Raw genomic sequence first — 24,691 nt, 5'->3', positions numbered from 1 at the left:
AACGTCGAGAACCGGGATTACGTGCCCGGGTACCGGGGGTACGACCCGCACGCCGATCCCACCAGCGGTTTCACCCGAGACACCGATCTCGGGCTGGGACGTTCGCCGAGGCGGCGCTCACCGTCCTACGACGACGAGTACGACGACTACCCGTCCTCGTCGTCCTACTACCGCGGTCGGTGACAGCCCCACCGCAGCACGAGAACACGTTGAACCTCCTCTCGCTCGCCATCCGTGGAATTAACGGGGCCACAGGGAGGAGGCAGGCAGCACATGGGCGCATTGGTCGTCGAGCGAACGGGTGCAGGCGTGGTCGTGCGCGCGGAGGAATCGGGTGCGCCGATACCGCCGCCGCCGTTCACCCTGGCGGACGGGCGCACGCAGGTCTACATCGACGAGTCCGCGCTGCCCGCTTTCGACCAGCTCGAACCCGAGGTGCTGGCCGCCTTGCGCCGTGAACTGCGCCCCGACGGCGTCGGCTTGCCCGCCATCCGGCTGCTCTCGCCCCGGGCGGGGCTCGCGGCCAACGGTTCCCGCCCGCTGGCGCTGAGGCTGTCCGAAGCGCTCAACGTCGAGGTCGTGGCCCCCGACGGCGAACTGGTCATGCTCCACGGCGGCGAGCTCTTCTCCGCTGGACAGCAGACCGGCTGGGTCGGATTCCGGCCCGGCCGGTCGAAGCTGCACGACGGTCCCAGCTATCCCGTCCCGGAATGGCAGGACGGGCTCTCCACCAGCCTGCGGACCCGGCCGATCGACCCGCGGATCAGCGTCACCCCCATCCCCGCCGGGATCTGGGTGCGCACCGCCGGTCAACCGGCCAAGCCCCACTCCGACATCGGGTTCCGGGTGCCGCTGTCGCGCAACCGGCTGGCCGTCGTCGTCGGCGCACCCGGTGAGCCGCTACCGGCGACCGAAGCCCTCGCCGCGTTCGTCGGCGGACTCCCGGCACAGCTGCGCGAGACGTTCGGGCTGATCGGGTACGGACCCGAACCGGTGAGCGTCCGGCCTCTCGCGCAGCAGCTCGCCGAGCTGATCGGTCAACCCGTGCACGGCTGCCACGCCCTGCCGCAGTACCTGCCCGAAGGCGGGCAGACCTGGCTGGTGCCCGACGACTCGGGCCGGCCCAGCTGGCTCCCGTTCGTGCTGGAGAGCACCTACCAGCCCGGAGTGCCGCCGATCCCGCGGAACTGGCTGCCGCCGGTGTCCGGGCTCACCGAGGCAGGAACCGGAACGTTCTGGCTGCAGGACGGGTGGCTGGTCGACGTGCTACCGGCAGGTCTGCTCGTGCGCCCCGTCCGCGTGCCGGTCGACCCGGTCGCGTCGAGGCTCCCCATCTCGCCGGACGCCGTCAACTTCGTCATCAGCTCCGCGGGCGGACCACCGCCTCAGCGCGTGCTGACCGCGGTGGAACGACTCGCCGGTCAATTGCCCGCTGCTGCGCGGGAACGCCTGCGACTGATCGCCACACCTCACGCCGAACCCGACTACCTGGGACGGCTGGCCGCGTCGCTCGAGGTCGACGTGCACGTGCTCGGTACCGCAGGACCGGGACCCGCCGTTGACCGCGCCGCGAGCGCGCCGCTGGGCGCGCACCCCTGGGAAGCGTCCACCGGTGCGGTGCCGGCGGGTGTCGGTGGGCAGGCCGTCGCATGGATCCCCGCGCCCCCGTCAGGGGTCTCGTCGGTGGCCCAGCCCACCGCGCAGCTGCCGACGGTTGCGCAGCGGAGTCCTGCCACGCCCGCTCCGGACGAGCCCGCCACGACCCCGGTTGTCGCGACGCCGGTCGTCTCGGCGCCGCAGCCGATTCGGCACCAGCCGACGGAGCCGTTGCGCATCGTCTCGCCGATCGTCGTCGACGCCGAGGGACGGATGCGGCCAATCGGTGACGGGTGGCGCCCCGGCCCGGCCGACGCGGCAGCTCCCGTCGCTCCCGCCGCGGACGTGGCGTCCGTTCCGCCGGTACCCGCGGCGCTGGGACCGGCCACACCGATTCCGCAGCTGTCCCAACCCCGGTCGCCGCAGGTGCCGGCACCGGAAGCGTCGGTGCCGGACGTCCAGCCGCCCGCCGACCAGGAACCGGGCGGGGCGGCCACGCCGGCGACCGGCGCAATCGCCGAAGCCGAAACCCCCGAAGCGCCGGAAGAACCGGTCGAGGAGCGGAAGCCGGTGGTCGCGGTGCCCGTCACGGCGACATCGGTGCAGATCCCGGCGGTCGCGTCCAGCACCCCGCTCCCGTCGATGAAGCCCGCGGAGCCCGAACCAGAACCCGAACCCGAGCCGGAACCGACCACTCCCGTGCGAGCCGACGCGGCACCGGAAGCCCCGGCACCTGTGGCACCGCCGCCCGTCGCGTCGGCGGCCGGGCCGCCACCCGCGGCCCCGCAGGTTTCGGCTGCCCCGGCACCGCCCGCACCTGCGCCGAGCCAGCCGGCGCCCTCACCGATGGCGCCCGCAGCGCAGCCGACACCTCGTCCGGCTGCCGCTGCGCACGGCCCGGCTCCGGTCGCTGCCCCGATCAACCGGATGCCCGCTCCTGCCGCCGCACCAGCGGTTTCGGCGCCGACGGCCCCACCGGCTCACGCACCTGCCCCGGCACCGGCGACTCCTGCGGCGGTGGCCCACCGGCCCGCACCGGAGCAGGCCGTCTCGGCCGTTCCGGTGTCGACCACCGCAGTGCCCACCGAGACCACGGCGCAGCAGACGGTTTCCGACGCGGTCGACTCCGCAGCAGCGGAGGGTGCGAAGAACGAGGTCGCTCAGGACGTCACCAAGTCGCAGTCAGCTGCGGAGCAGACGACAACGCTGAACCTGGCCGACATCCGATCAGCGGCCGAGCAGGAAGGCTCCGCAGTAGAGAACGTCGCGCACCAGGAAACCGTTGCGGCGGAGCAGGTGTCGTCCGTCGAGGTCACCGAGACGAGCGCGGCGGTGTCCGAGGCCGTCGCGGAGACCGAGACCGATGATCAGGTAGCAGCAGCTGCGCTGAAGCCGCTGCTGCTGCTCGACCACGTCAGCTCCGAGGAGGACCGGCGGCAGTTCAAGAAGTCGCTCGGCTGGAAGTACGACGCGGCCACGCGTTCGGTGACCCGGCTGCTCGCCGAGCGGCCGGGACTGCGAGGCGGCATGCCGGTGGACGACGCGATGCTCACCGAACTCGCCGCCGTGCACGTGTTCGCGACCTCTGACCAGCGTGAGTTCGTCAACGCGATCCGCACCGGCGACGTGGCCACGCACTACCCGTTCATCTCCTGCCTGGCCGGCGGCCTGCGGCGGCTTCCGTCGCTGCAAGGACTGGTCGTGCGCGGTGGCCCCGGCGATGCCGAGAGCGTCGAGGACTACGTGGTCGGCAGCGAACTCGTCGAACCCGCGCCGATGCTCGGCGTCTCGGACGAGTCGGCGTCCGTGCCCGGCTCGGTGGAACTGCTGATCTGGTCGGTGACCGCGCGGCGGCTCGGAGGCCTCGCCGCCGACGAGAACTCCGCCGACGTCGTGTTCCCACCCGCCACGTCCTACCGGGTGCTGGCCGTGGAAGCCGACGCCGGTCGCGTGCTGCTCACCGAGGTCGGGAAGAAGCAGCGGTCCGAGGAAGCCCGCAAGCGACACGACGCCCGAGTGCTGGAACGCCTGACCGAGGCCGCCAAGAACCGCGACGAGCGGCCCGCAGCCGACTCCACCGCCCCCGACCGCGAGCGGTACTCGGTGCTGCTCGGCGAGCCGACGAGCCCGTTCGCCGAGGCCGCCGGAGTCGACCGGTGAGCCCGGAACCACCCGAGGTGCACCGGCTGCTGCTCCAGCTGGCGGGCCGGATCCCCGACGGCGAGCTCGCTGTGCTGCGCACCTGCCTGGCCGACGAGGAGCTCGACGAGATCGCCGACTCGCTCATCAGCGCCGTCGGACTGGGCCTGGCGCTGACCGAGCCGGAGGTCGAACTGCTCACGGCTCTGGCGCAGGACCACGGCATCGACGCCGCGGCGCTCGTTGAGGCACCGCGCGCGACCGAACCACCGCCGTGGCGGTTCACGGCGAAATCCGCCGACGACGCCGACGAGGCCGTGGTGCGGTCCGCCGAGCGGGTCGGGGGAGTGCGGGCGCTGTGGCGCAGCGGCCGGGTCTCGGCGGAGACGACAGAACCGGTGTACCTCGTCGAAGCGGGACAGGACGCCGATCTCGTCGAGCTCACCGCCGAGATCCAGCACGGGCTCGCCGAAGCGGGCGCCGAACCGCGAGTCGAGGTCTTCCACACCGACGCCGCCCCGACCCAGTACCACGAGGTCGCGCTGGCGAGGTCCGAACTGGTCTGGAACCCGGCGCCGCCCGCGCGGCTGGCCCGCGTCTTCGACGGTGCCGACACCCTCGGCAAGCCGTTCTTCCGGCCCGACCACCCGCGCGCCGAAGCCGCGGAACGGCAGCGCGTGCTCGGTTACCTGCGCTCGGCGCCGATCGCGATGGCCACCGACCAGGTCATGCCCGACGTGATCGACCCGAACCGCACCGTGCCGCTGAACTTCCGCTCTGACGGCACCTGGGTCTGGAACGACGCGGTCCACTACTACCTCGACCGCTACCACCTGGCGCCGGACCCCGACCTCGTGTCGCACGTGGTCGCCGCGAGAACCGGGCCTCCCGCGCTCGGCCGGCTGGACCTGCACCGCGCGATGGGCGTTCTCACCGAACCATCGAAAACCGAATCGGCTGACGAAAAACTGGGGCGAGAATGACCAACACACGATCGATGCTGTCGGTCTCCGCGACGGCCCCGGACTCGTTCCGCACCATCGGCGACGCCATCGCGGCGGCGACCACCGGCGACGTCATCTCCATCCAACCCGGCACCTACACCGAATCGGTCGTGCTCAGCCGCGACGTCACGCTGTCGGCGGCGGGAGCGGAAGGGGGCGTGCGGATCGAGTCCACCGGGGACCCGGCCGTCGTGATGGCAGCCGAAACCGCGGTGCTCTCGGGCTTGGTGCTGGTCCACAGCGGAGCCGAGACCTCGGCCATCGACGTCTCCACCGGTCGGCTGCGGTTGGAGGAATGCCGCGTCGAGGCGTCGTCGGCGGCAGCGCTGTACGTGCACGGCCAGGCCGAAGCCAGCGCCAGCGGAACCGAGTTCACCAACCCGTCCGGTGCGGGAGTGATCGCCATCGACGGCGCCGAGGGCCACTTCGGGAACTGCACGATCAGCAACGTCAAGGCCGCCGCGGTCGTCATCCGCACCGATGCCGACCCGCAGTTCGTCGGCTGCACCATCACCGACGCCGAGGGCAGCGCCGTGCTGGCCGCTGAACGCGCCCGGGGCGCGATGCGCGACTCCCAGATCGTGCGCGCCGGAAACCCCGCCGTGGTGGTGGAGGGCAACAGCTCCTTCCGGTTGAGCGGCACGTCCATCACCGAGCCGATCGGCGTCGGCCTGCTCATCGCCTCCCGGTCGACGCCGGTGATCGAGGACTGCACGATCACCTCTCCCGGGGCGCAGGGCGTCGTGCTGGTGCAGCAGGGCGAGCCCGAGATCCACCGGCTGCGCATCGACAAGCCCGCCGGGTACGGCGTGCACGTGCTCGAAGGGTCCCAGGGCGAGTTCGGCGAGTGCACCGTCGTGGACTCCCGCGACGCAGGGGTGTGGATCGCCGGAGCCTCGCCGTCGTTCTCCTCGCTCGACGTGACAGGTGCCGGCGGCGCCGGGGTCGTGGTGACCGAGAACGGCACCGGGACCTTCCGCGAGCTGACGCTGCGACGGCCGGCCGGTGCCGGCATCGAGGTGCGCGGTTCGAAGGCCACCATCTCCGGTGGCGCTGTCGCGGAGGCGACCGGCGATGCGGTCCTGCTGGCCGAGAAGGCGCAGATCGAGGTCGAGGACGTCGCCCTCTCCGGTGCTGGGGGCGTCGGCGTGCGCGTCGGCGAGCAGAGCTCCGCCGACCTGCGCGGTGTCACCGTCGCCGGCAGCGGGGGAACCGCGGTGCTGGTCGCCGACGGCCAATCGGTGCTGCGCAGCTGTGACCTCTCCGACGCCGGGGAGCACGGTGTGAAGGCCTCCGGAACCTCGTCGGTGGCCCTGGAGCAGACCCGCATCCGCGGCTGCGAGGGCAACGGCCTGGAATGGGCGGCCGGATCCTCCGGCGTGCTCGACCGCTGCGAGATCTCCGGGAACGCCGCCGACGGCATCGTCGTCGGCTCCACCGAGTCGATCAGCGTCCGCGACACCGTCACCAAGGACAACGGCGGCGCAGGTGTGCGGTTGCAGGTCCGCAGGGACAACGTGCGGCTCAGCGGAATCAGCAGCGCCCAGAACGGGGATCCGGAGAGCGACTCCGGCGAAGCCGCACCCGAATCCGACGATTCGCAGCGCTTCGGCAGCTCGCGCAGCGCCGATGCGGCGCCGCCGGGCGAGTCCGGCTACGAACCCGAACCCGTGCAGGCCAAGCGGAGTTCCGAAGGCCGTCTGGGAGAGCTCCTCGGCGAGCTCGACGCGCTGGTCGGTCTCACCGACGTCAAGCGCGAGGTGGAGGTCCTGACCCGCCTGGAGCAGATGGCCGAGAAGCGCGCGGCGGTCGGGCTGCCGATGCCACCGATGAGCAGGCACCTGGTGTTCGCGGGTTCGCCCGGTACCGGTAAGACGACGGTCGCGCGGCTCTACGGGCAGATCCTCAAGGAACTCGGCGTGCTGCGCGCCGGCCAGCTCATCGAGGTCGGCCGCGCCGACCTGGTGGCGAGCGTCGTCGGCGGTACCGCGCTGAAGACGACCGAGTGCTTCGAGAAGGCCCTAGGCGGTGTGCTGTTCATCGACGAGGCCTACACGCTCTCCGGTGGAGGTGGCGGCGGCGCCGACTTCGGCCAGGAGGCCGTGGACACGCTGGTCAAGCTGATGGAGGACCACCGCGAGGACGTGGTGGTCATCGTCGCCGGTTACACCATGGAGATGCGGAAGTTCCTGGCCACCAACCCCGGCCTCGGATCCCGGTTCTCGCGGACCATCGAGTTCGCCGACTACAGCAACGAAGAGCTGGTCACCATCGTCGAGGGCATGTGCCGCGCCAACGACTACCGGCTGGAGTTCGAGACCCGCGAGGCGGTGCTCGGCTACTTCTCGAAGTACCCCAGGGATGAGGCGTTCGGCAACGGCCGCACCGCCCGCAAGGTCTTCGAGGAGATGATCGGCCGCCAGGCCTACCGCCTCGCCGACGACCCCGAGCTCAATCCCGTTGCGATGACCCGCCTGCTGCCGGAGGACATCGGTGCGCTGCCGGGCAGCGGTGTCGGGGCCGGTGCGGCCAACGCGGACACGGCCAAGGTGGAGAGCCTGCTCAACAAGCTGCACCACATGGTCGGTCTGGCCGACGTGAAGTCGGAGGTCGGCAACATGGTCGACCTGCTGGCCTCGGCCAAGCAGCGCCAGGCCGCCGGGCTGCCGGTGCCGTCGCTGAGCAGGCACCTGATCTTCGGCGGTCCGCCCGGCACCGGTAAGACGACGATCGCCCGCCTCTACGGCGAGATCCTCGCCGCGCTGGGCATCCTCCAGCGGGGGCAGGTCGTCGAGGTCGGTCGTGGCGACCTGGTCGGCGAGTACGTCGGTCACACCGCCCACCGCACCACCGAGGCGTTCGACCGGGCGCGCGGCGGCGTGCTGTTCATCGACGAGGCGTACACGCTGTCCTCGCAGCGAGGCTCCAGCTCCGACTTCGGTCAGGAGGCCATCGACACGCTGGTCAAGCTGATGGAGGACCACCGCGACGAGGTCGTGGTGGTGGCGGCCGGGTACGAGGGGCAGATGGAGGAGTTCCTGTCCGCCAACCCGGGTCTGTCCTCGCGGTTCTCGCAGCGGGTGCGCTTCGCCGACTACAGCAACGACGAGCTGGTCACCATCGTCACCCAGCACGCCGCTGCGGCCGGCTACGAGTGCACCGGGCCGACGGTCGCGGCGCTGCGGGCGCACTTCGTGTCCACGCCGCGGGGCCCGTCGTTCGGCAACGGTCGTTACGCGCGCCAGGTCATGGACGCCGCGGTCACCCGGCACGCGAAGCGACTGCGGCGCACGGCATCCCCGACGTTGGAAGACCTCTGCCTGCTGCTGCCCGACGACGTTCCCGCCGCGGGCCAGGTCGCCAGCGGCTGACCCGGCGGCCGAGTCGCTCGGAGCGCGGGCGGTGCGTGGTGGGGGATCTCGCGGCCGCACCACCTGCTACCGGATCGGCTACCGTCGGAGCGGTGCTGGCAGAACTCGCGGAACGTCACGGCCTTCGGGTCCGGGTCGTGGAGATCGATGAGACCGGCTGGGACTTCCAGGTCGGACATGCGGTGGACGCCGACGGAACCCGATGGGTGCTGCGCGCACCCCGTCGCAGCGAGGTCGGCGACCTGATCGAGGGCGAGCGGCGCCTGCTGGACCACCTGCGCCCGCGCTTGCCCGTCGCCGTTCCCGACTGGGAGATCTGCACGCCGGAGCTCGTCGCCTACCGCAGGCTACCGGGGCGGCCGCTGGGGCCGGAACACCCGAAAACCCTGGAGTACCAGTGGTGGCGGGAGCCCGCCGAGGAGTTCTTCGCCGACCTCGGCGCGGTGATCGCGGAACTGCACCGCACCGAGGTCGACGAGGTCGCACGGCTGGGCGTGCCGGTCTCTGGCGCTCGGGATCTCCGGGAGGAGACCGACGATCACCTGAGGCTGGCGCAGAGCATGTTGGAGGTTCCCGAGAAGAAGGTGGCGCGCTGGCGATCGTGGATCCACGACGACGTGTACTGGTCACGGGCCGCGGATCTGCGCCTGGTTCACGCGGATCTGCACCCGGGGCATTGCCTGGTGGACGAATCCGGTCGTCTGACCGGGGTTCTGGACTGGACCGATGCCGCGGTCGACGACCCGGTGCTGGACTTCGTGGCCGCCCACAACGCGTTCGGCGAGCGCGGTCTGTCGCGGCTGCTCGCGGGTTATGCGCAGGCCGGTGGGAGCGTACGAGCTGAGTTCGTGTCGCATGTTCGGTTCCTCTCCGAGTTCCGGTTCTCGGTTTCGCTGGGCGTGTACGCGGTGGAGTCGGGACGTGGTGGATTCCTGGAGATCGCGCAGCGGCGCCTTCTCGGTTGAGCGCCTGTCTTTTCCCACCTCTTCACTTGTCAAACAACAAGTCGCCGAACGGAAATCGCGCCCGTCGAACTGATGTTTCAAGTGTGCCCCGCCGCGTTCGAAAACGCTAGCGAACAGCCATCGCTGGATGGGGTGGCCAATCGATCACGCGCTGAAACCGGTTGGTGCGAATGATGTTTGATCACTCCACCGTGGAGTGATGTGACCGGTGAGGTGGGCGGTCCGCGGACGGTCAGATGACCGGGATCGGGATCTCGAAGTGCACGGCCGGGCTGTGGGCCGGGTCGGTGCGGCCGTCGTGGATCTCCTTGGCGACGCTGCGCCAGAACGGTTCCGCGCCGTCGATGGCGGCGTTGGTGTGCAGGTAGATCGACTCGTAGCCGGGGGTCAGCGCGACGAAGCGGCAGGCCAGCTCGACCAGTTCCCCGGCCAGTCCCCGGCGCCGGTGCTCGCGGCGGACGTAGACGCGGAAGATCTGCGCGGTCGTGCCCGACGGGTAGCGCTCGGCGAGCCAGGGCGCGTGCGGCGGGCTCTGCGGGCCGTCGGCGCGGACGGAGGTGGTGGCGACGACCTCGTCGTCCAGCGCGGCGACCAGCAGGGCCTGCCGGGGGTTGTCGAAGTAGGCGGTGTCCATGTCGACGACGTCGTCGTGCCAGCGCGGGTCGTAGCCGTAGCCGAACTCCTGGTAGAAGGTGTCGAGCATGACCGACCTGGCGCCCGCCGCGTCCGCTCGGGTCGCTTCGCGCACCACGTAGCGGCCGATCTGTCGCTCCCCGAGCTGGTTCACGTCTACCTCCTCCGTCGACAACGTATTTTGAAAATCATATTCAATTAGCGGCTCGCCATGTCTCCCGACCTCCCGTTTCGGCGGTGACGAGAGACCTGGTGACCTCGTGCCGCGGCGAGGTGAGGACCTCGGCGGCGGCTCCCCGCTCGACCACCCGGCCCTCGTCGAGCACCAGGACGCGGTGCGCGAGCCCGGCGACACCGGCCAGGTCGTGGGTGATGACCAGCAGCGCGCACCCGGTGTTGTGCTGCAGCTTGGCCAGCACGTCCAGCAGATCCGCTCGTCGTCTCGGGTCCAGACCGGAGGTGATCTCGTCGCAGATCAGCACGTCCGGCTCGGCCAGCACCGCGCGCACCAGCGCGGCTCGCTGCAACTCCCCGCCGGACAGGCCCGCCGGGTTCCGCCTCGCGGTCGATTCGGGAATCCCCAGCTGCGCCAGCTCATCGGCGGCCCGCTCCCGCGCCCGGTCACCGGGCACGCCCCGCAACCGCTCCGCGGTCCGCGCGACCTGGTCCAGCACCGGGGTGAACTCGCTGAACGAGGCCCGCGCGTCCTGGAAGACGTGCTGCACGCGGGCGAGCTGCTCGCGGGAACGCCGGTGCAGCACCGGGGACAGCGGCTCACCGCCGAGCAGGACCTCACCCGAACGGTGCCGGTGAAGTCCGGAGACGCACCGCGCGAGGGTGGTCTTCCCGCTGCCGGAACGTCCCAGCACCGCGAGCCTCTCGCCCGGCGCGACCTGCAGCGACACGCCGTGGAGGGTGTCGGTCCCGCGATGGCCTGCGGTCAGGTCCCGCACGGACAGGACCGGGTCCGCGGCCTGCGGAGGCGCGGGTGGGACCGCCGTCGCCTCGGCGATCCCGTCCACATCGGAGGGACGAACGCGGCCGCCCTCCACGAGCAGGACCCGGTGCGCGAGGTCGCGGACCAGGTCGAGGTCGTGGGTGAGCAGCAGGATCGCGACGCCCTGCTCCGCGACCTCCCGAAGCTCCGCGGCCAGCTGCGCTCTCGTGACCGGGTCCTGACCGGTCGTCGGTTCGTCGGCGATGAGCAGCTTCGGGTCGCCGATGAGGGCCTGTGCCAGCACGATCCGCTGCTGCTGGCCACCGGAGAGCTGATGCGGGTAGCGGCGCAGGAACCGCTCGCCGTCCGGGATCTGCGCGCGCCGGAGCGCGTCCAGGACTCGCTGCCGGACCTGCTGCTTCGGCACGTGCAGCCGGGCGACCTCGGCCAGCACCGAACCGATGCGGCGCACCGGGTTCAGCGCCGACGACGGCTGCTGCGGGATGAACCCCACCTGACCGTCGACGTCGACGTCACCGGAGATCACCGCGCCCGGCGGTCGCTCGCCGAGCAGCGCGAGCGCGGTGGTGGTCTTGCCGCTGCCGGACTCGCCGACCAGCGCTGCGATCTCGCCTGCGGCCAGGCTGAACGTGGCGTCCGAGACGAGTTCGCGGTCGCCGAGGGTAACGGTCAGGTTCCGCACGTCGATGGCGGTCACCGGGCCTCCAGGAAGGTCGTGCCGGACTGCCGCAGCCAGCGGTCGAACAGCAGGTTCACGCCGATCGACAGCGCGATGATCAGCAGCGCGGGCAGCACCACCGCCCACGGCTGCAGGAACAGCCCGGTGCGGTTGCGGTCCACCATCGCCGCCCAGTCCCCGGCCTGCGGGGAGAGCCCCACGCCGAGGAAGCTCGCCGAGGCCGCCAGGTAGATCGCCCCGGTGAAACGGGTTCCCAGGTCGGCGGCCAGCGTGCGGCGCATCGCGCGGGCGACGTAGCCCACCGCGATGCGCGCGCGGCTCTCGCCCTGCAGGCGCATCGCCTCCACGGCGGGGCGCGCCGCCAGCGACAGCGCGGCGGCGCGGGTGATGCGCACGACGTCCGGGAGGTTGATCAGCGCGACGATCGCCACCAGCACCCACGGTCGGCCGGGTGCCAGCGCGGCCAGCAGCAGCAACATCAGCATCGACGGGACCGCGAGCAGCAGGTCCAGCGGACGCATCACCACCTCGTCCAGCAGCCGGTTGCGGGTCATGCCCGCGAGCAGTCCCAGCGGGAGGGCGAGCAGGTAGGTGCAGGCGGTGGCCGTGAGAGCTGTGAACACCAGCGACCGGCCCCCGAGCAGCACCTGGTCGAGCACGTCGCGGCCGACGAAGTCGGTGCCGAACAGGTGGCCGCCGCCGAGCACGAACGCCACGTCCTTGGCGGGATCGTCCGCGGCGAACAGCGGACCGAACAGCGCCACCAGCACCGGCACGGCGACCAGCGCGCCGGGGATCAGGTACCTGCTCATCGGTGGGCCTCCGCGGTGGGGGACAGGATGCGGGCGGCGACGTCGGCGCCGAGGTTGACCAGCACCGTCGTGCTCGCGAAGACCAGCGCCAGCCCCTGCAGCACCGGCAGGTCCCGTGCCGAGACGGCTTCCAGCAGCGTGGTTCCCAGCCCCGGAACCACGAAGATGGCCTCCACCACGATCACGCCTCCGATCAGCCAGTCCGCCGTCCGGGCCAGCTGCTGCACCGCCGGGGCCGCAGCGTTGGGCAGCGCGTGCGCGAACCGGATCCGGGCAGGGGAGAGCCCGAGACGCCGGGCGTGCTGCACGTAGGGGGAGTGCTGCGCCTCGATCATCCCGGCGCGCACGAGGCGGCTCAGCGAGCAGATCGGCCGCAGCAGCAGCACGACGACCGGGAGCACCAGCAGACCGGGACGGCTCAGCAGGGAACCTCCCACGGCCGTCGGCGGGAACCAGCCCAGCTGCACGGCGAAGACCGTCACCAGCAGGATCGCCATCGCGAACTCCGGTGCCGCGTACAACCCGAGCGTGGTGCTGGTGATCACCCGGTCCAGCCGGCCGCCTTCCCTGCGGGCGGCCAGCATGCCCACACCGGTCGACAGCGGCACCAGCAGCACCAGCGCCAGGCAGGCCAGCAGCAGCGTCGGCCCGGCGGCCGAACCGATGACCTCGGCGACGCTGCGCGGACCGGCCAGCGAGGTGCCGAGATCGCCCTGGGCAGCGGCGAGGACCCACTCCGCGAACCGCTGCCACATCGGCCTGTCCAGGCCCAGCTGCTGCCGAAGCCCGGCGATGACGGCCGGATCCGGGTTGTCCCCGGCGATGGTCACGGCCGCATCGCCGGGGAGCGCTTCGGTCAGCAGGAAGATCCCCACGACCACGAGGAACACCTGGACGACGCCGAGCAGGACGCGGCGAAGCAGGTAGTGGCTCACGCCAGCCACACCTTGTCGAAGCGCGCCCAGTCCAGGGTGTTGGCGGGTGCCCGGTCATCGACACCGCCGACGTTGGCGGCCGAGGCGACGATCCAGTCGGACACGCCCCACCACACGAAGCCGCCCTCGTCGAACAGCTGCTCCTGCATGCGCCGGTAGATCTCGGCGCGGCGGCTCTCGTCCAAGGTGGACTGCGCTTCGTCGTAGAGGGCGTCGAACTCCGGGCGCCGCCACGCGGTGTTGTTGGTCGTGGAACCCGACAGCAACCGCTGGGAGAAGTGCGAGTCCAGCGGCATCCCGCCGGAGCGGTAGCCGGCCAGAACACCGCTCTTGTTGATGTCGGACCAGTAGGTGTCCTTGTTGCCCAGCCGCACGTTGAGGTTGAGCCCCGCCTTGCGCGCCTGGTCGCTGATGGCCATCGCCGCCTCCTTCAGGCCGGTGGAGGCCTCGGAGGTGTCGAAGTCGATGGTCATGCCCTCGGCCCCGGCCTGCTTCACCAGCGCCCGCGCCCGCTCCAGGTCCTGCCGGCGTTGCGGCAGTTCGGCGTAGTAGCGGTATCCCTTGCCGTAGAGGTCGTTGCCGACCTGGCCGGAGCCCTGCAGCACCGAGCGCAGCAGCTCCTCGCGGTCGATGAGGTGGAACATGGCCTGCCGCAGCTCGGGGCGGTCGAACGGCGGGCGGTCGACCTTCATCGCCAAGCCGTGGAAGTTGCTCAGCGGCAGCCGGTGGACCTGGAGCTGACCGCTGGACTCGTAGGTGCGGGCGCTGGTGAGGGTGAGGTCGTGGGCGTAGTCGATCTGCTTGCCCAGCAGCGCGTTCACCCTCGCGGCCTCGTCGTTGGTGACCACGATCTGCAGCTCGTCGACCAGCGGCGTGCCGTCGAAGTACTCGGGATTGCGCGCTGCGAGGAAGGAGCGACCCGGTTCGAACGAGACCAGCTTGAACGGACCGGTGCCGATCGGCGTGCTGAAGTCGGTGGTGCCCTCGGGGACGATGTAGGCGCCGAGGGTGGCCAGCGCGTTGGGGAACTCGGCGTAGGGCCGCTTGAGCCGGAACTCGACGGTGCGGTCGTCGATCGCGCGGCTGTTGGCCAGGTCGATCACCGAGAGGGTGGACTTGGCGCGGCGGCTGCCGCCGGGTTCGGTGATGCGCGCGTAGCTGGCCAGCACATCGGCGGCGCGCAACGGGCGCCCGTCGTGGAAGTTCGTCTGCCGCAGCGTGATCCGCCAGGTCAGCAGGTCGGCGGAGGGTTCCCAGCGCTCGGCCAGACGGGGCTGCGGGGACATGTCCGAGCCGTAGTCGGCGAGCTTGTCGTAGAGGGCCTTGGCGCGGGCGATCTCGATGTAGAGGTCGGTCTCGTGCGGGTCGAGGACCTCGGCGGCGCCGCCGCCGGAGAACGCGGCGCGTAACCGGCCACCGGGTTTCGGCGCTCCGACGGTGCTTCCGCCGCCCGGGGCGCAACCGGTGAGCAGGACGGCACCGGCGGTCAGACCCAGGAAGTCGCGGCGGTTCAGGTTCTGCATGGGGATCTCCTCTAGCGTCGGCGTGCGATCAGGTGCAGGCGGTCTCCGGACATCCGCTCGGACAGCTCCGCGCCGGCCTGCCAGCGGGTGTCGGTGCGGGGCCCGGGTTCGTCGAACAGGGCCAGGACGTCGAATCCGCAGGTGTCGGCGAAGTGGCGCAGTTCCTGCGGGAACAGCAGGCGCCAGGCGGATCGCTGAACGAGCTCGGAGCCGTCGTGCCGCCACACGCGTTCTCGCCGCAGCAGCTGTCCGGCGTGGTCGATCCACAGTCGCGTCCGGGACCGGTAGGTCGACCCGTCGTAGGTGAGCTCTCGTTCGGAGGTCTCGTCCAGCAGTTCGGTGTTGCCCAGGAAGAACGCCCCGTTGCGTGCCTCGGCGACCAGCAGCCCGCCGGGACGGAGGTGCTCGTGGCACTGCTGCAGGAACGACAGGAGCTCCTCGTTGCGGTGGCAGTACAGCAGCGCGCTGTCCAGGCAGGTGATCACGTCGAACTCCCGCCCCAGCGCGAACTCCCGCATGTCGGCGACGACGAACTGCGCCTCGGGGCAGTGCTCTTGGGCGTGCGCGACCATGTCGGCGGAGGTGTCGATGCCGGTCACCCGGTACCCGGTGCGCACCCAGTACCGCGCGTCCCGACCCGTCCCGCACCCCACGTCGAGCAGGTCCCGGCTCGGGCGTTGGGATTTCAGTGGAAATCGGGATTCTGATTTCCACTGAAATCCGGTGAAGCGGGTGACGAGGTCGTGGACGAAGGTGGCCGCGGTGTGATCGGGGTCGGGGAACCAGGCCTCGTAGATCTCGGGGTTGTCGGTCAGGAAGTTGCGCATGCGGGTTCCTCGGTTCGGGGGCCGATGCCGGTGCGGCGGTGGACGGCGAGGACGGCGAGTGCGGAGGCGAGTCCGATGAGGACGCACAGGGCGGACGGGAGCCACGGCAGGCTCGGGGCGGCGAGGTCGGTGGCCCAGCCGATGAGGGCGTTGCCCGCGGCGGCCGTCAGACCGGAGGCCAGGTAGAACACGCCGAAGTAGGTGCCGGACAGCGCCGCGCCTCCGAACGACGGGATGAGCTCGTAGACGAACGGTTGCGCCAGCATCACGCCGACGGACAGCCCTAACGCGGTGACCAGCACCGGAACCAGCCGCAGCATTGCCTCCCCCGGCGAGTCCGGCGCAGTGCCCGGCAGCAGGCTCGCCGCGACGGCGGTGACCGCGAACGAGCCGCCCATCAGCGCCAGGCCGGTGGCGATGGAACGCCCCCGGCTCCACCGCTCGGAGAACCGGGCGGTGATGCGCACCTGCAGCAGCAGGCTCGCCGCCGTCGACACCAGGAAGATCACCGACACCGCCGCAGGCGAACCGGTGAACTGCTCGGCGTGCATCGGAAGTACCAGGTAGAGCTGGTTCTGCAGGGCGAACATGCCGGTCAGCGCTCCGGTGAACGCCAGGAAGCGGCGGTCGGTGAGCACGCCGCGCCAGTCGGTCAGGAACGAGGTTCCCGAGCGCTCCACCCGACGCACCGGCAGCACCAGCACCTGCGCGACCGTCAGCAGCGCGAAGATCACCGCCGCGATCACCGCCGAGACCCGGAAGTTCACCAGCAGCAGCGCGCTTCCCAACAGCGGACCGAGCAGCATCCCGGTGTTGGCGAAGACGTTGAACAGCGAGAACACCTCGGCGCGACGGTCACCGGCCTCGGTCGCGAGGTAGGCGCGGACCGCCGGGTTGAACAGCGCACCGGCCAGGCCGCTGAGCACCGAGGCCCCCAGCAGCACCGGCACGGAGGAACCCAAGGCGAACAGTCCGAAACCCACCGCGCGCAGCGCGCATCCGGCGATGATGACGCCGCGCGCGCCGAGCCGGTCCGCGGCCGAGCCACCGACCAGGAACAGGCCCTGCTGGCTGAGGTTGCGCACGCCGAGAATCACCCCGACCACCGCCGCCGACATCCCCAGGTCGTGCCCGAGGTATCCGGCGAGGTAGGGGATGAGCAGGTAGAAGCCGGTGTTCACGCCGAGCTGGTTGACCAGCAGCACCTGCACCGCCAGCGGGTAGGTGCGGATGAGTCGCCAGGTCTTCAAGAGGGTCGAACCCCCAGTCCGGTGGCGCCGGTGACGCGCAGCAGCCCGTCCTCACCGCCGATGCCGGTCCACGGGTCTCGGGCCAGCAGCAGGTGACCGTCGAGGTCGACCCAGCGGGCCAGCCCGGTCAGGTGCACGGCCGGTGCGATGCCCAGCGAACTGGCGACCTGGCACCCGAGCATCACGTCGACGCCGGAATCCCGTGCGGTGTCGACGAGTTCCCGCGCGGCCCGGATCCCACCGCATTCGGGCAGTTTGATGTTGATCCCGTGCACCCGCGAGCCCAGCGCGCGCACGTCGTCGACGGTTCGGGCGTCCTCGTCGGCGATCACCGGGATCGGGGAGTCCGCCGCCACCCGGGCGAGCATGTCGGGTGTTCCCGGGGCGATGGGCTGCTCCACCGCGTCGACGTCGAATTCGGCCGCAGCGCGGAGCATGTCGGCCGCCCGTTCGGGTTCCCAGGCGCCGTTGGGGTCCAGCAGCAGCCGGACGTCCGGCAGCGCGTCGCGGATGGCCTTGACGCGGTCCAGCTCCTCGGGCTCGGCGCCGATCTTCACCTTGAGCAGCCGGAACCCCTGGGAGGCCAGTTCGCAGGCCGACGCCACGGCGCGGTGGGTCGGGGTGATGCCGATGGTGCGCGCCGTGGGCACCGGCCAGCTCGGCGCCGTCCCGACCAGGTCGTAGACGGCGACGCCGCGCGTGCGGGCCACCAGGTCGTGCAACGCGGCGTCCACCGCCGATCGCACGCCGGGGGAGGCCGAGATGCCCGCCACCAGCGCGGAAGTGGGGTCGAGCGGGGCGAGGTCGCGCTGCGCCACCGCGAGCTCCCGCTCGATGCGGTCCACGTCCAGTCCGTAGTAGACGCTGGTCACCACTTCGCCGTGGCCGACGACGCCGTCGTGCTCGGCGGTGACGGTGACCGCGCCGCGTTCGGCCATCACCGACCGCGAGATCCGCAGCGGTTCGCGCAGCGCGAGTCCGCCCACCCGCCAGTGCAGCTTCACGCGGGCACCTCCAGCTTCACCAGCGGATCGCTGATCACCCGGCATCGCGTCCACCCCGTGGCCTCGACCTCGGGATCGGCGACCTCCACCGGCCGGGTGGCCGTGGTGCCGTCGAGGAACCCTCGCGCGCGGCAGTAGTCGTCGTCGAAGACGGTGCCCAGGTAGCGCTGCGGGCCGTCGGGGAACACCGTCACGACGTTCGCGCCCGGCTCCACCCGCGACGCCCACGCCGCGACCAGCGCCACCGCGCCGGTGCTCCAGCCGCCGGTGACGAAGGAGTCGCGCGCCAGGGTGCGGCAGGCGGTGACCGCCTCGGCGGGGCCGACCCAGTGCACCTCGTCGAAGTGCTCGTAGGCGACGTTGCGCGGATGGATGCTGCTGCCGAGGCCGCGCATCACGCGTGGACGCGCGGGCTGCCCGAAGATCGTCGATCCGACGGTGTCCACGCCGATGAGCCGCGCGTGCGGCCACCGCTTGCGCACCGCGCGGATCGCACCCGAGCTGTGACCGCCGGAACCGACGCTGCACACCAGCACGTCGACGCGGTCCAGGCATCGGGCGATCTCGGCGCCCATCTCGTCGTAGCCGGCCGGGTTGTCGGGGTTGTTGTACTGGTCGGGCCAGTAGGCGCCGGGCAGGTCGCGGCAGATCCGCTGCACCCGGTCCAGTCGCGCCTGCTGCCAGCCACCCATCGGATGGGGCTGGTCGACGACCTCCAGCCGGGCTCCGTGGGCCCGCAGCAGGGCGCGCATGCCGGGTTCGAGTTCGCTGTCGACGACCAGCACGATCGGGTGTCCCAGCGCGTTGCCGGCGAAAGCCAGCCCGACGCCGAGGGTTCCGCTGGTCGACTCCACGACCGGGGCGCCGGAGCGCAGCTCGCCGCGTCGGCGGGCGCCGCGCAGCATCGACAGGGCGGCGCGCGCCTTCATCCCACCCGCGCTGAGGCATTCCAGCTTCGCCCAGAACCCCGGGTGGGGACGCGGCAGCGGAGCCGACACGCGAGCGAGGGGCGTCTCCCGAACCAGGTCGAGAAGGTCGGGGTTCGGTGTTCCGTTCACCGGGACGCCACCTCCGAGTAGCGGTAGAGCACGCTCGGGCCGCCGTCGAGCCAGAAGAACGGGTACGGCTCGGCGGACACGGCCGTGACGCCGTCGCCGAGGAAGCGCGGCAGGATGCCGCTCCCGGTCTGGGCGAAGAACACCAGCGGTTCTCCGGTCCGGTGGGCGTGGTCGAGCAGGGTCTGGAAGGTTCCGCTGCCCAGCACCATCCCGGAGGCCAGCACCGCGTCGCAGTCGTCCAGCGCATCTTCGGCGTCGGTGATCACCGGCTCGTCCCACTCGGTGCTGCCGCCCTTGCGGTCGCAGGCCACGTAGCCGATCCCGCGTTCCCGCAGGCGTTGCAGCAGCGAGTTCACGACGCCCACGACCAGCACCCGGCGGACCCCGGAGGGCAGCAGGTCCACGACGTGCTGCGAGCGGTGCAGCGATTTCCGCAGCGAGTCACCGCGGTCGAGGCGCACGGCCTCGGCGTGCTCGTGGTGCGGCTGCAGGTGCTGCAGGTGCGCGTCGAGAGCGGCGATCCGCACGGCGGGCAGCGGGTGCCGCAGGAGATCGCGGACGGGTGCGCCGACGCAGTCCAGCACGACGTCCTCGCCGACCTCGCCGGGTTCCACCGCGCAGGATCCGACGGCGTCGCCGACGCGGAGGCTGAGCACGTGGTTGCGGTAGGAACGCTGCCGAGAGGCGTGCCGGACTCCTTGCTGGGTCAGGAAACCCACGCTGATCTCGGAATCCGCGTCGGGGAGCGCGGTCTCGATCAGGTCGTCCAGTGCCGTCACGCGGCGTCCTCCGCGTAGCGCACGTCCAGACCGGAGATCAGCAGCTCGGCGTGCGGACGCGCCGCGCCCGGCCGGTCGCTGGTCACCATCACGTGGCCCAGGTAGTTGTTGTTGCTGGTCGCGGGGCCGGCTCGGTGGCCGACGGGCTTGAGCTTCCACTCCGCCACCGCGGGATCGCGCAGCGCTTCGGTGCCCTGGATCTCGGCGATCGGTCCGGTGCGCGGGGGCAGAAGGAACGAGATCGCCGCGCTCGACGCCCCGGTGTCCACCGGGCTGAGATCGGGCTTCTCGCCCAGCGCGACCTGCGCGTACACCCCGGCGAGGTCGATGCCGGTGACGCGGCGGATCAGCTCGGTGATCTGGTTGCCCGCCGGACGCGGGTTGACCTCGACGATGCGCGGGCCGTCGGCGGTCAGCTTGATCTCGGTGTGGCAAACGGTGTTGTCCAGGCCCAGCGCCTCGATCGCGGCCACGGCGGTCGAGATGACGCCGTCGCGGGTCTCGTCGTCGAGCGCGGCCGGGAACATGTGACCGGTTTCGACGAACCACGGTGCGCCGGCGACGCTCTTGTCGGTGACCCCGACGACCGTGGTCCGTCCGCCGAAGGTGACGGTCTCCACGCTCACCTCGGCGCCGGTCAACAGCTCCTCCAGCAACACCACGGGACTGCGTTGCTGGCCACGAGCGTTGACCGGAAATCCTTGCAGTTCAGCGAAAGCCGCGCGCAGCTGCTCGACGTCGTCGACCCGCCGCACGAACATGCCCGCGCACAGGTCCACGGGCTTGAGCACCAGCGGGAAACCCATCGCGGCAGCGGCTTCTTCCAGGCCGCGCAGCGTCTCGGCGAGCGCGAACGCCGGTCCGGGCACTCCGGCCTCGTGCAGCGCGCGCCGGGTCCGGTCCTTGGCGCAGGCGCTTTCGACGGCCTCCGGCGCGGGACCGGGAAGCCCCAGCCGCTGAGCGATCTTCGCGGCGGTGGGCAGGTAGTAGTCGCACGAGGTCGCCACCCCGTCGAAGCCGAGCACCGGTTGCAGCCGTTCCAGGTGCGGCAGCAGCACTTCGGGGTCGTTGGTCTCGCAGGTGAGCACGTTGTCCGCCCCGAGCAGCGGATGCGGGCCGGTCCCGGGGGCGGAGCGCAGGTAGTGCTGGAGATCTCTGGTGACGAAGCTGAACCGGTGGCCCTCCTCGTTGATCGCTCTGGGGAGCAACGTGCTCATCGCCCCGACCCAGCTCTCCACCAACAACAGGTGACTCACACCGACTCCTCCCGGCCATTGCGCCTGACGCTCGGCGATGATAATCGTTTTCAATAAGTCTGACAACTCGCCGTAGGGATGTGAACCCGAAGTGATGAGAACGCTTCGCCCGGTGGTGGCTTTGGCGCTGCTGGCCCCCTTGCTCACCGCAGCTCCTGCGGCGGCCGAGCCGCCTGAGTTCGGTGCCTGCCCCTTCGAAGGTGCCGAGTGCGCGGAGCTGTCGGTACCGCTGGGCGAGGGGGACCGGTCGATCTCGATCGCGATCTCGCGCGTGCGCGCCACCGGCACGCCCGCGGAACACCGGGGCGCGCTGCTGGTCAACCCGGGAGGGCCGGGAGGTTCTGGGCTGGAATACGCGGTGAGCAAGGGGGCGAAGCTGCCGGAGTCGGTGCGGCGCAGCTACGACATCATCGGGTTCGACCCGCGCGGCGTCGGCCGAAGCGCTCCGCTGGACTGCGGTGAGCTGGGCGGACTGTTCGAACACCCCGCGCCCGAGCCGGTTCCGGGCAGCCGGCCAGCGGAATCCGAACACCTGCTCCGATTACGCGCGATGGCCGAGGACTGCCTGCGGCACAACCCGGATGCGGCGTGGATGAACACCGCCGGCACCGCCCGCGACGTGGACCGCATCCGGGAGGCGCTCGGTGAACCGAAGCTCAACTTCCTCGGCGTCTCCTACGGCAGCTACCTCGGTGCCGCCTACGCCGCGCAGTTCCCCGACCGCGTCGGGCGGATGGTGCTCGACAGCGTCGTGAGCCCGGACCGCTGGCACGACTTCGACGTCCGGCAGGCGTTCGCGATGCTCGATCAGCGCGAGACCCTCTTCGAATGGATCGCCGCTCACCCGGAGTTCGGGCTCGGCGAGACGAAACAGCTCGTCCGCGAGTCATATTCGACGGCGCGGGCCGGGTTGACCGGAAGCTTCGGCCCGGCGGAGTTCGACAACCTCGTCTACAAGACCCTCTCGCGCACCGAGCGCTGGGAGCCCTTCGCCCGCGACCTCAGCGCGCACCTGCACCAGGGCGCGCCGCTGAGCCCCGCGCTGCCCGAGAGCGACCCGGAATCCCGCAACTACGAGGCGGCTCTGCGCACCGTCAAGTGCGCCGACAGCAGGCGTCCCAACGAGGACGAGGTCATCGGCTCCCTGCGGGCGCTGCGCGCGGCCGACCCCGAACCGATCGTCACCGGGCTCGAAGCCGCCACCTGCGCCTACTGGCCGGAACCCGTCGAGCCCGCCCGGTTCGGACACCCGGAGATGCCGCCGGTGCTGCTCACCCAGGCCGACCACGACCCGACCACCCCGCTCGACGGCGCTCGACGGATGCAGGCCCGACTTCCCGGCGCGCGCATGGTGGTCCTGCACGACTCCCACTCGCACGGCGTCTTCGCCAGCCAGCGCAACCCCTGCGTCGACGACGCTGCCGCGAAGTACCTTCTCACCGGCGAACTCCCGGCGGATGACCTCAACTGTCAGGGGCCGGGGCTACCTTGAACCCGCTCGCATCGGACGCACTGGCAGGTTCGGAGGTGCGGGCGTGGCGCACGGGGAACTGGAGGTGGTCCATGCGTCGAGCCGACGCGATGGCGATGGCGGTCGCCGAACGCACCGATCTCGCGGAGTACCTCGGCACGCTCACCCGCGAGCAGTGGGAGGCACCGAGCCTGTGCGCGGGCTGGCGGGTGCGCGACGTGGTCGCGCACGCGATCAGCTACGACGACCTCACCTGGCCCGACGTGCTCAAGCGCGCCGCCCGAGCGGGTTTCGCGCCGAACACCATCAACGATCTCGGTGTCGCCGAGACCCGTGCCCGCAGCACCGGTGAACTGCTCGACCGACTGCGCGCCCACCTCCGGCCCACCGGCCCGATCACGGCGCTGGGCGGCATGATCCCGCTGGTGGACGCGCTGATCCACCACCAGGACATCCGCCGTCCGCTCGGCCACCCGCGCGAGATCCCGCCGCAACGGCTGCGCGCCGTTCTGGACCTGGCGTTCAAAGCCCCACCCGTCGGGGTCAAGAAGCGCGCCGCCGGCCTCCGCCTGGTGGCCGCGGACCTCGACTGGACCCGCGGCGAAGGCCCCGAAGTCGGGGGACCGGGCGAAGCGCTGCTGATGACCCTCGCCGGGAGGTCGGCCGCCTTCACCGAGCTCACCGGAGAGGGCAAGGCCATCCTCGCGTCCAGGCTCTAGCTCCCGCGCAGCGGCGGGATGGTGGGGACTTCGGAGGCGGTGGCGATGGCTTCCTGGGTGAGGCGGAACTGCTCCGGGTAGTGCTCGCGGGAGGTGCGGCGGGCGGGTTCGGTGGTGCGCCACATGTACAGGCAGCGCGGGCACTGCAGCACCTCCCAGACGCCCGGCACCGGTGAGGTCGTCACGGTGCGGATCTCCGGATCGGCGCAGCGGGGGCAGATCGTCTGCATCGGGTTTCCTTTCCGCGCGGTGCGCTTCATCGGTTGGCGAGCTCGGAGCGCAGGCGTTCGGCCCACTCGGCGGTTTCGGGGAGGTCCTTGGTCGGGGTGCCGAAGTTGCCGCGCACGTCGGGTTTCACCGGGGTGGTCGCGTCGATGATCATCTTGCTGGTGACGCCCGCCGGCTGCGAGGCCGGAGCCAGTTCCACCACCGACAGGTTCGGGATGACCACCACGTCCTCGGACGGGTTGACCTTCGCCGACTGCGCCCACATGACCTGCGGCAGGTCGAACGGGTCCACGTCCTCGTCCACCAGGATCACCTGGCTGACGTAGCCCAGGCCGTGCGGCGTGGTCATCGCGCGCATGCCCACCGCCTTGGCGAAACCGCCGTAGCGCTTGGCCGTAGAGATGATCACCAGCAGGCCGTGCGTGTACATCGCGTTGACGGCCTTGACCTCCGGGACCTCCGCGCGCAACTGCTTGAGCAGCGGAACGCAGGTGTTCGGTCCCACCAGGTAGTCGCACTCGGTCCACGGCATGCCCAGGTAGAGCGACTCGAAGATCGGGTTGGTGCGGTGGGAGATCCGCTCGATGCGCACCACCGGCATCCGCCTGCCACCCGAGTAGTGCCCGGTGAACTCGCCGAACGGGCCCTCGATCTGCCGCACCCGCGACTCGATGCGGCCCTCGATGACCACCTCCGACCCCCACGGCACGTCGAAACCGGTCAGCGGAGCGGTCGCGATCGGCATCGGCTCGCCGCGCAGCGCACCGGCCATCTCGTACTCGGACTGGTCGTAGGCCATCGGCATGCCCGCCACGATCGGCACCACCGGGTCGTTGCCGAGGGTGATCGCCACCGGCAGGTCCTCGCCGAGCTCCTCGGCCTTGCGCAGGTGCTGGGCGATGTCGTGCATCGGCACCGGTTGCAGCGCGAGCCGGTCGGTGCCGATCACCTCGATCCGGTAGATGCCCAGGTTCTGCTTGTCGAAGTCCTCCGGCGCGTCCGGGTCGCGCGAGACGACGGCGGCCTTGTCCAGGTAGAACCCGCCGTCGCCGTCGTTGAGCCGGAACAGCGGCAGCACGTCGAAGAGGTTCACGTCCTCGCCGGAGACGCTGTTGGCCTTCCACGGCGCGTCCTCACGGCGGACCGGGGTGACCGGGAAGTCATCCCAGCGCCGGGCGAACTCCTCGACCTGCTCGCGGGTGGAGGTCTCCTTCGGCAGCCCCAGCGCCATCGCGTGGTTGTGCCAGGATCCGTGCACGTTCATCGCGATCCGCGCGTCGGTGAACCCCGAGACGTTGTCGAACCACAGCGCCGGGGCACCCTCGCCGATGCGACCGGCCGCGTTCGCCGCGGCGGCCAGGTCCGGCTCGGGGGACACCTCCTCGCTGATCCGCAGCAGCTGTCCCTCCTTCTCCAGGGCGTTCAAGAACGACCGGAGGTCGTCGTAGGCCATGGTGCTCCTCCTTCAGATCCTCTTGCGTGGC

At 71.2% G+C, this 24,691-nt stretch carries 20 protein-coding genes; 7 read left to right on the top strand and 13 right to left on the bottom strand.

Translation table 11 applies throughout. From position 1 onward, the window contains the following. The 5 genes from AB0J91_RS23620 to AB0J91_RS23600 all read left to right on the top strand — a co-directional run. Positions 1-183 (top strand): hypothetical protein (locus AB0J91_RS23620; protein ID WP_363872564.1); only part of this gene is annotated, 183 nt, incomplete at its 5' end. A 90-nt stretch (positions 184-273) separates the two neighbouring features. Then, positions 274-3,756 carry a hypothetical protein gene (locus tag AB0J91_RS23615; RefSeq protein ID WP_363872561.1) on the top strand — a complete coding sequence of 1,161 codons (3,483 nt, stop codon included), beginning with the start codon at positions 274-276 and terminating at the stop codon, positions 3,754-3,756. Beyond that, complete coding sequence (locus tag AB0J91_RS23610; protein ID WP_363872559.1) at positions 3,753-4,718, top strand: hypothetical protein; 966 nt, start codon at positions 3,753-3,755, stop codon at positions 4,716-4,718. The genes AB0J91_RS23615 and AB0J91_RS23610 overlap by 4 nt, the downstream gene beginning before the upstream one ends. Continuing rightward, positions 4,715-8,110 (top strand): right-handed parallel beta-helix repeat-containing protein, encoded by a 3,396-nt coding sequence (locus AB0J91_RS23605; RefSeq protein WP_363872556.1) that lies wholly within the window; start codon positions 4,715-4,717, stop codon positions 8,108-8,110. Before AB0J91_RS23610 ends, AB0J91_RS23605 begins: the two co-directional genes overlap by 4 nt. A 92-nt stretch (positions 8,111-8,202) precedes the next feature. Next, entirely contained in the window at positions 8,203-9,075 is an 873-nt protein-coding gene (locus AB0J91_RS23600; RefSeq protein WP_363872553.1) for a macrolide 2'-phosphotransferase, read from the top strand. A gap of 232 nt (positions 9,076-9,307) precedes the next feature. On the opposite strand, the gene AB0J91_RS23595 is transcribed toward AB0J91_RS23600, so the two are convergent. From AB0J91_RS23595 to AB0J91_RS23545, 11 genes are read right to left on the bottom strand one after another with little or no spacing between them, the layout of a single operon-like run. Beyond that, positions 9,308-9,862 (bottom strand): GNAT family N-acetyltransferase, encoded by a 555-nt coding sequence (locus AB0J91_RS23595; RefSeq protein WP_363872550.1) that lies wholly within the window; start codon positions 9,860-9,862, stop codon positions 9,308-9,310. Positions 9,863-9,902: 40 nt separating this feature from the next. After that, positions 9,903-11,363 (bottom strand): ATP-binding cassette domain-containing protein, encoded by a 1,461-nt coding sequence (locus AB0J91_RS23590; RefSeq protein WP_363872547.1) that lies wholly within the window; start codon positions 11,361-11,363, stop codon positions 9,903-9,905. Then, the gene (locus AB0J91_RS23585) at positions 11,360-12,157 is read right to left on the bottom strand and encodes an ABC transporter permease subunit (RefSeq protein WP_363872544.1); all 798 of its coding nucleotides are present in this window, start codon (positions 12,155-12,157) and stop codon (positions 11,360-11,362) included. Before AB0J91_RS23585 ends, AB0J91_RS23590 begins: the two co-directional genes overlap by 4 nt. Further along, positions 12,154-13,092, bottom strand: coding sequence for an ABC transporter permease (locus tag AB0J91_RS23580; protein ID WP_363872541.1), 939 nt, complete (start codon positions 13,090-13,092; stop codon positions 12,154-12,156). Before AB0J91_RS23580 ends, AB0J91_RS23585 begins: the two co-directional genes overlap by 4 nt. After that, positions 13,089-14,615 (bottom strand): ABC transporter substrate-binding protein, encoded by a 1,527-nt coding sequence (locus AB0J91_RS23575; RefSeq protein ID WP_363872538.1) that lies wholly within the window; start codon positions 14,613-14,615, stop codon positions 13,089-13,091. The genes AB0J91_RS23580 and AB0J91_RS23575 overlap by 4 nt, the downstream gene beginning before the upstream one ends. A gap of 11 nt (positions 14,616-14,626) precedes the next feature. Further along, positions 14,627-15,442: a class I SAM-dependent methyltransferase gene (locus tag AB0J91_RS23570; protein WP_363872535.1), complete on the bottom strand. Its 816-nt coding sequence runs from the start codon at positions 15,440-15,442 to the stop codon at positions 14,627-14,629. Next, the gene (locus AB0J91_RS23565; protein WP_363872532.1) at positions 15,427-16,692 is read right to left on the bottom strand and encodes an MFS transporter; all 1,266 of its coding nucleotides are present in this window, start codon (positions 16,690-16,692) and stop codon (positions 15,427-15,429) included. Before AB0J91_RS23565 ends, AB0J91_RS23570 begins: the two co-directional genes overlap by 16 nt. After that, entirely contained in the window at positions 16,689-17,696 is a 1,008-nt protein-coding gene (locus tag AB0J91_RS23560; RefSeq protein WP_363872529.1) for a dipeptide epimerase, read from the bottom strand. Before AB0J91_RS23560 ends, AB0J91_RS23565 begins: the two co-directional genes overlap by 4 nt. Continuing rightward, a complete protein-coding gene (locus tag AB0J91_RS23555; protein WP_363872578.1) occupies positions 17,693-18,721 on the bottom strand; it encodes a PLP-dependent cysteine synthase family protein in 1,029 nt (342 codons plus the stop codon). Before AB0J91_RS23555 ends, AB0J91_RS23560 begins: the two co-directional genes overlap by 4 nt. 29 nt (positions 18,722-18,750) lie before the next feature. Beyond that, entirely contained in the window at positions 18,751-19,533 is a 783-nt protein-coding gene (locus AB0J91_RS23550; protein WP_363872526.1) for a DUF364 domain-containing protein, read from the bottom strand. After that, a complete protein-coding gene (locus AB0J91_RS23545) occupies positions 19,530-20,789 on the bottom strand; it encodes an ATP-grasp domain-containing protein (RefSeq protein WP_363872523.1) in 1,260 nt (419 codons plus the stop codon). The genes AB0J91_RS23550 and AB0J91_RS23545 overlap by 4 nt, the downstream gene beginning before the upstream one ends. A 112-nt stretch (positions 20,790-20,901) precedes the next feature. Between AB0J91_RS23545 and AB0J91_RS23540 the strand changes: the two genes are divergently transcribed. Together AB0J91_RS23540 and AB0J91_RS23535 are read left to right on the top strand one after the other, a co-directional pair. Beyond that, positions 20,902-22,281 carry an alpha/beta hydrolase gene (locus AB0J91_RS23540; protein ID WP_363872520.1) on the top strand — a complete coding sequence of 460 codons (1,380 nt, stop codon included), beginning with the start codon at positions 20,902-20,904 and terminating at the stop codon, positions 22,279-22,281. Positions 22,282-22,352: 71 nt separating this feature from the next. Beyond that, positions 22,353-22,979, top strand: a complete 627-nt coding sequence (locus AB0J91_RS23535; RefSeq protein ID WP_363872517.1) for a maleylpyruvate isomerase family mycothiol-dependent enzyme — start codon at positions 22,353-22,355, stop codon at positions 22,977-22,979. Here AB0J91_RS23535 and AB0J91_RS23530 read toward each other — a convergent pair. Both AB0J91_RS23530 and AB0J91_RS23525 read right to left on the bottom strand, forming a co-directional pair. Beyond that, positions 22,976-23,209: a non-oxidative hydroxyarylic acid decarboxylases subunit D gene (locus AB0J91_RS23530; protein ID WP_363872515.1), complete on the bottom strand. Its 234-nt coding sequence runs from the start codon at positions 23,207-23,209 to the stop codon at positions 22,976-22,978. The two genes, AB0J91_RS23535 and AB0J91_RS23530, sit on opposite strands and share 4 nt — an antisense overlap. 26 nt (positions 23,210-23,235) lie before the next feature. Next, entirely contained in the window at positions 23,236-24,660 is a 1,425-nt protein-coding gene (locus AB0J91_RS23525; protein ID WP_363872511.1) for a non-oxidative hydroxyarylic acid decarboxylases subunit C, read from the bottom strand. Between the last annotated feature and the right edge of the window lie 31 nt (positions 24,661-24,691).

The sequence above is a fragment of the Saccharopolyspora sp. NPDC049357 genome, from assembly GCF_040677225.1.
Classification (GTDB): domain Bacteria; phylum Actinomycetota; class Actinomycetes; order Mycobacteriales; family Pseudonocardiaceae; genus Saccharopolyspora.
The sequence above is the reverse complement of the archived record's forward strand: the minus strand, read 5'-3'. Positions and strand labels throughout refer to the sequence as shown.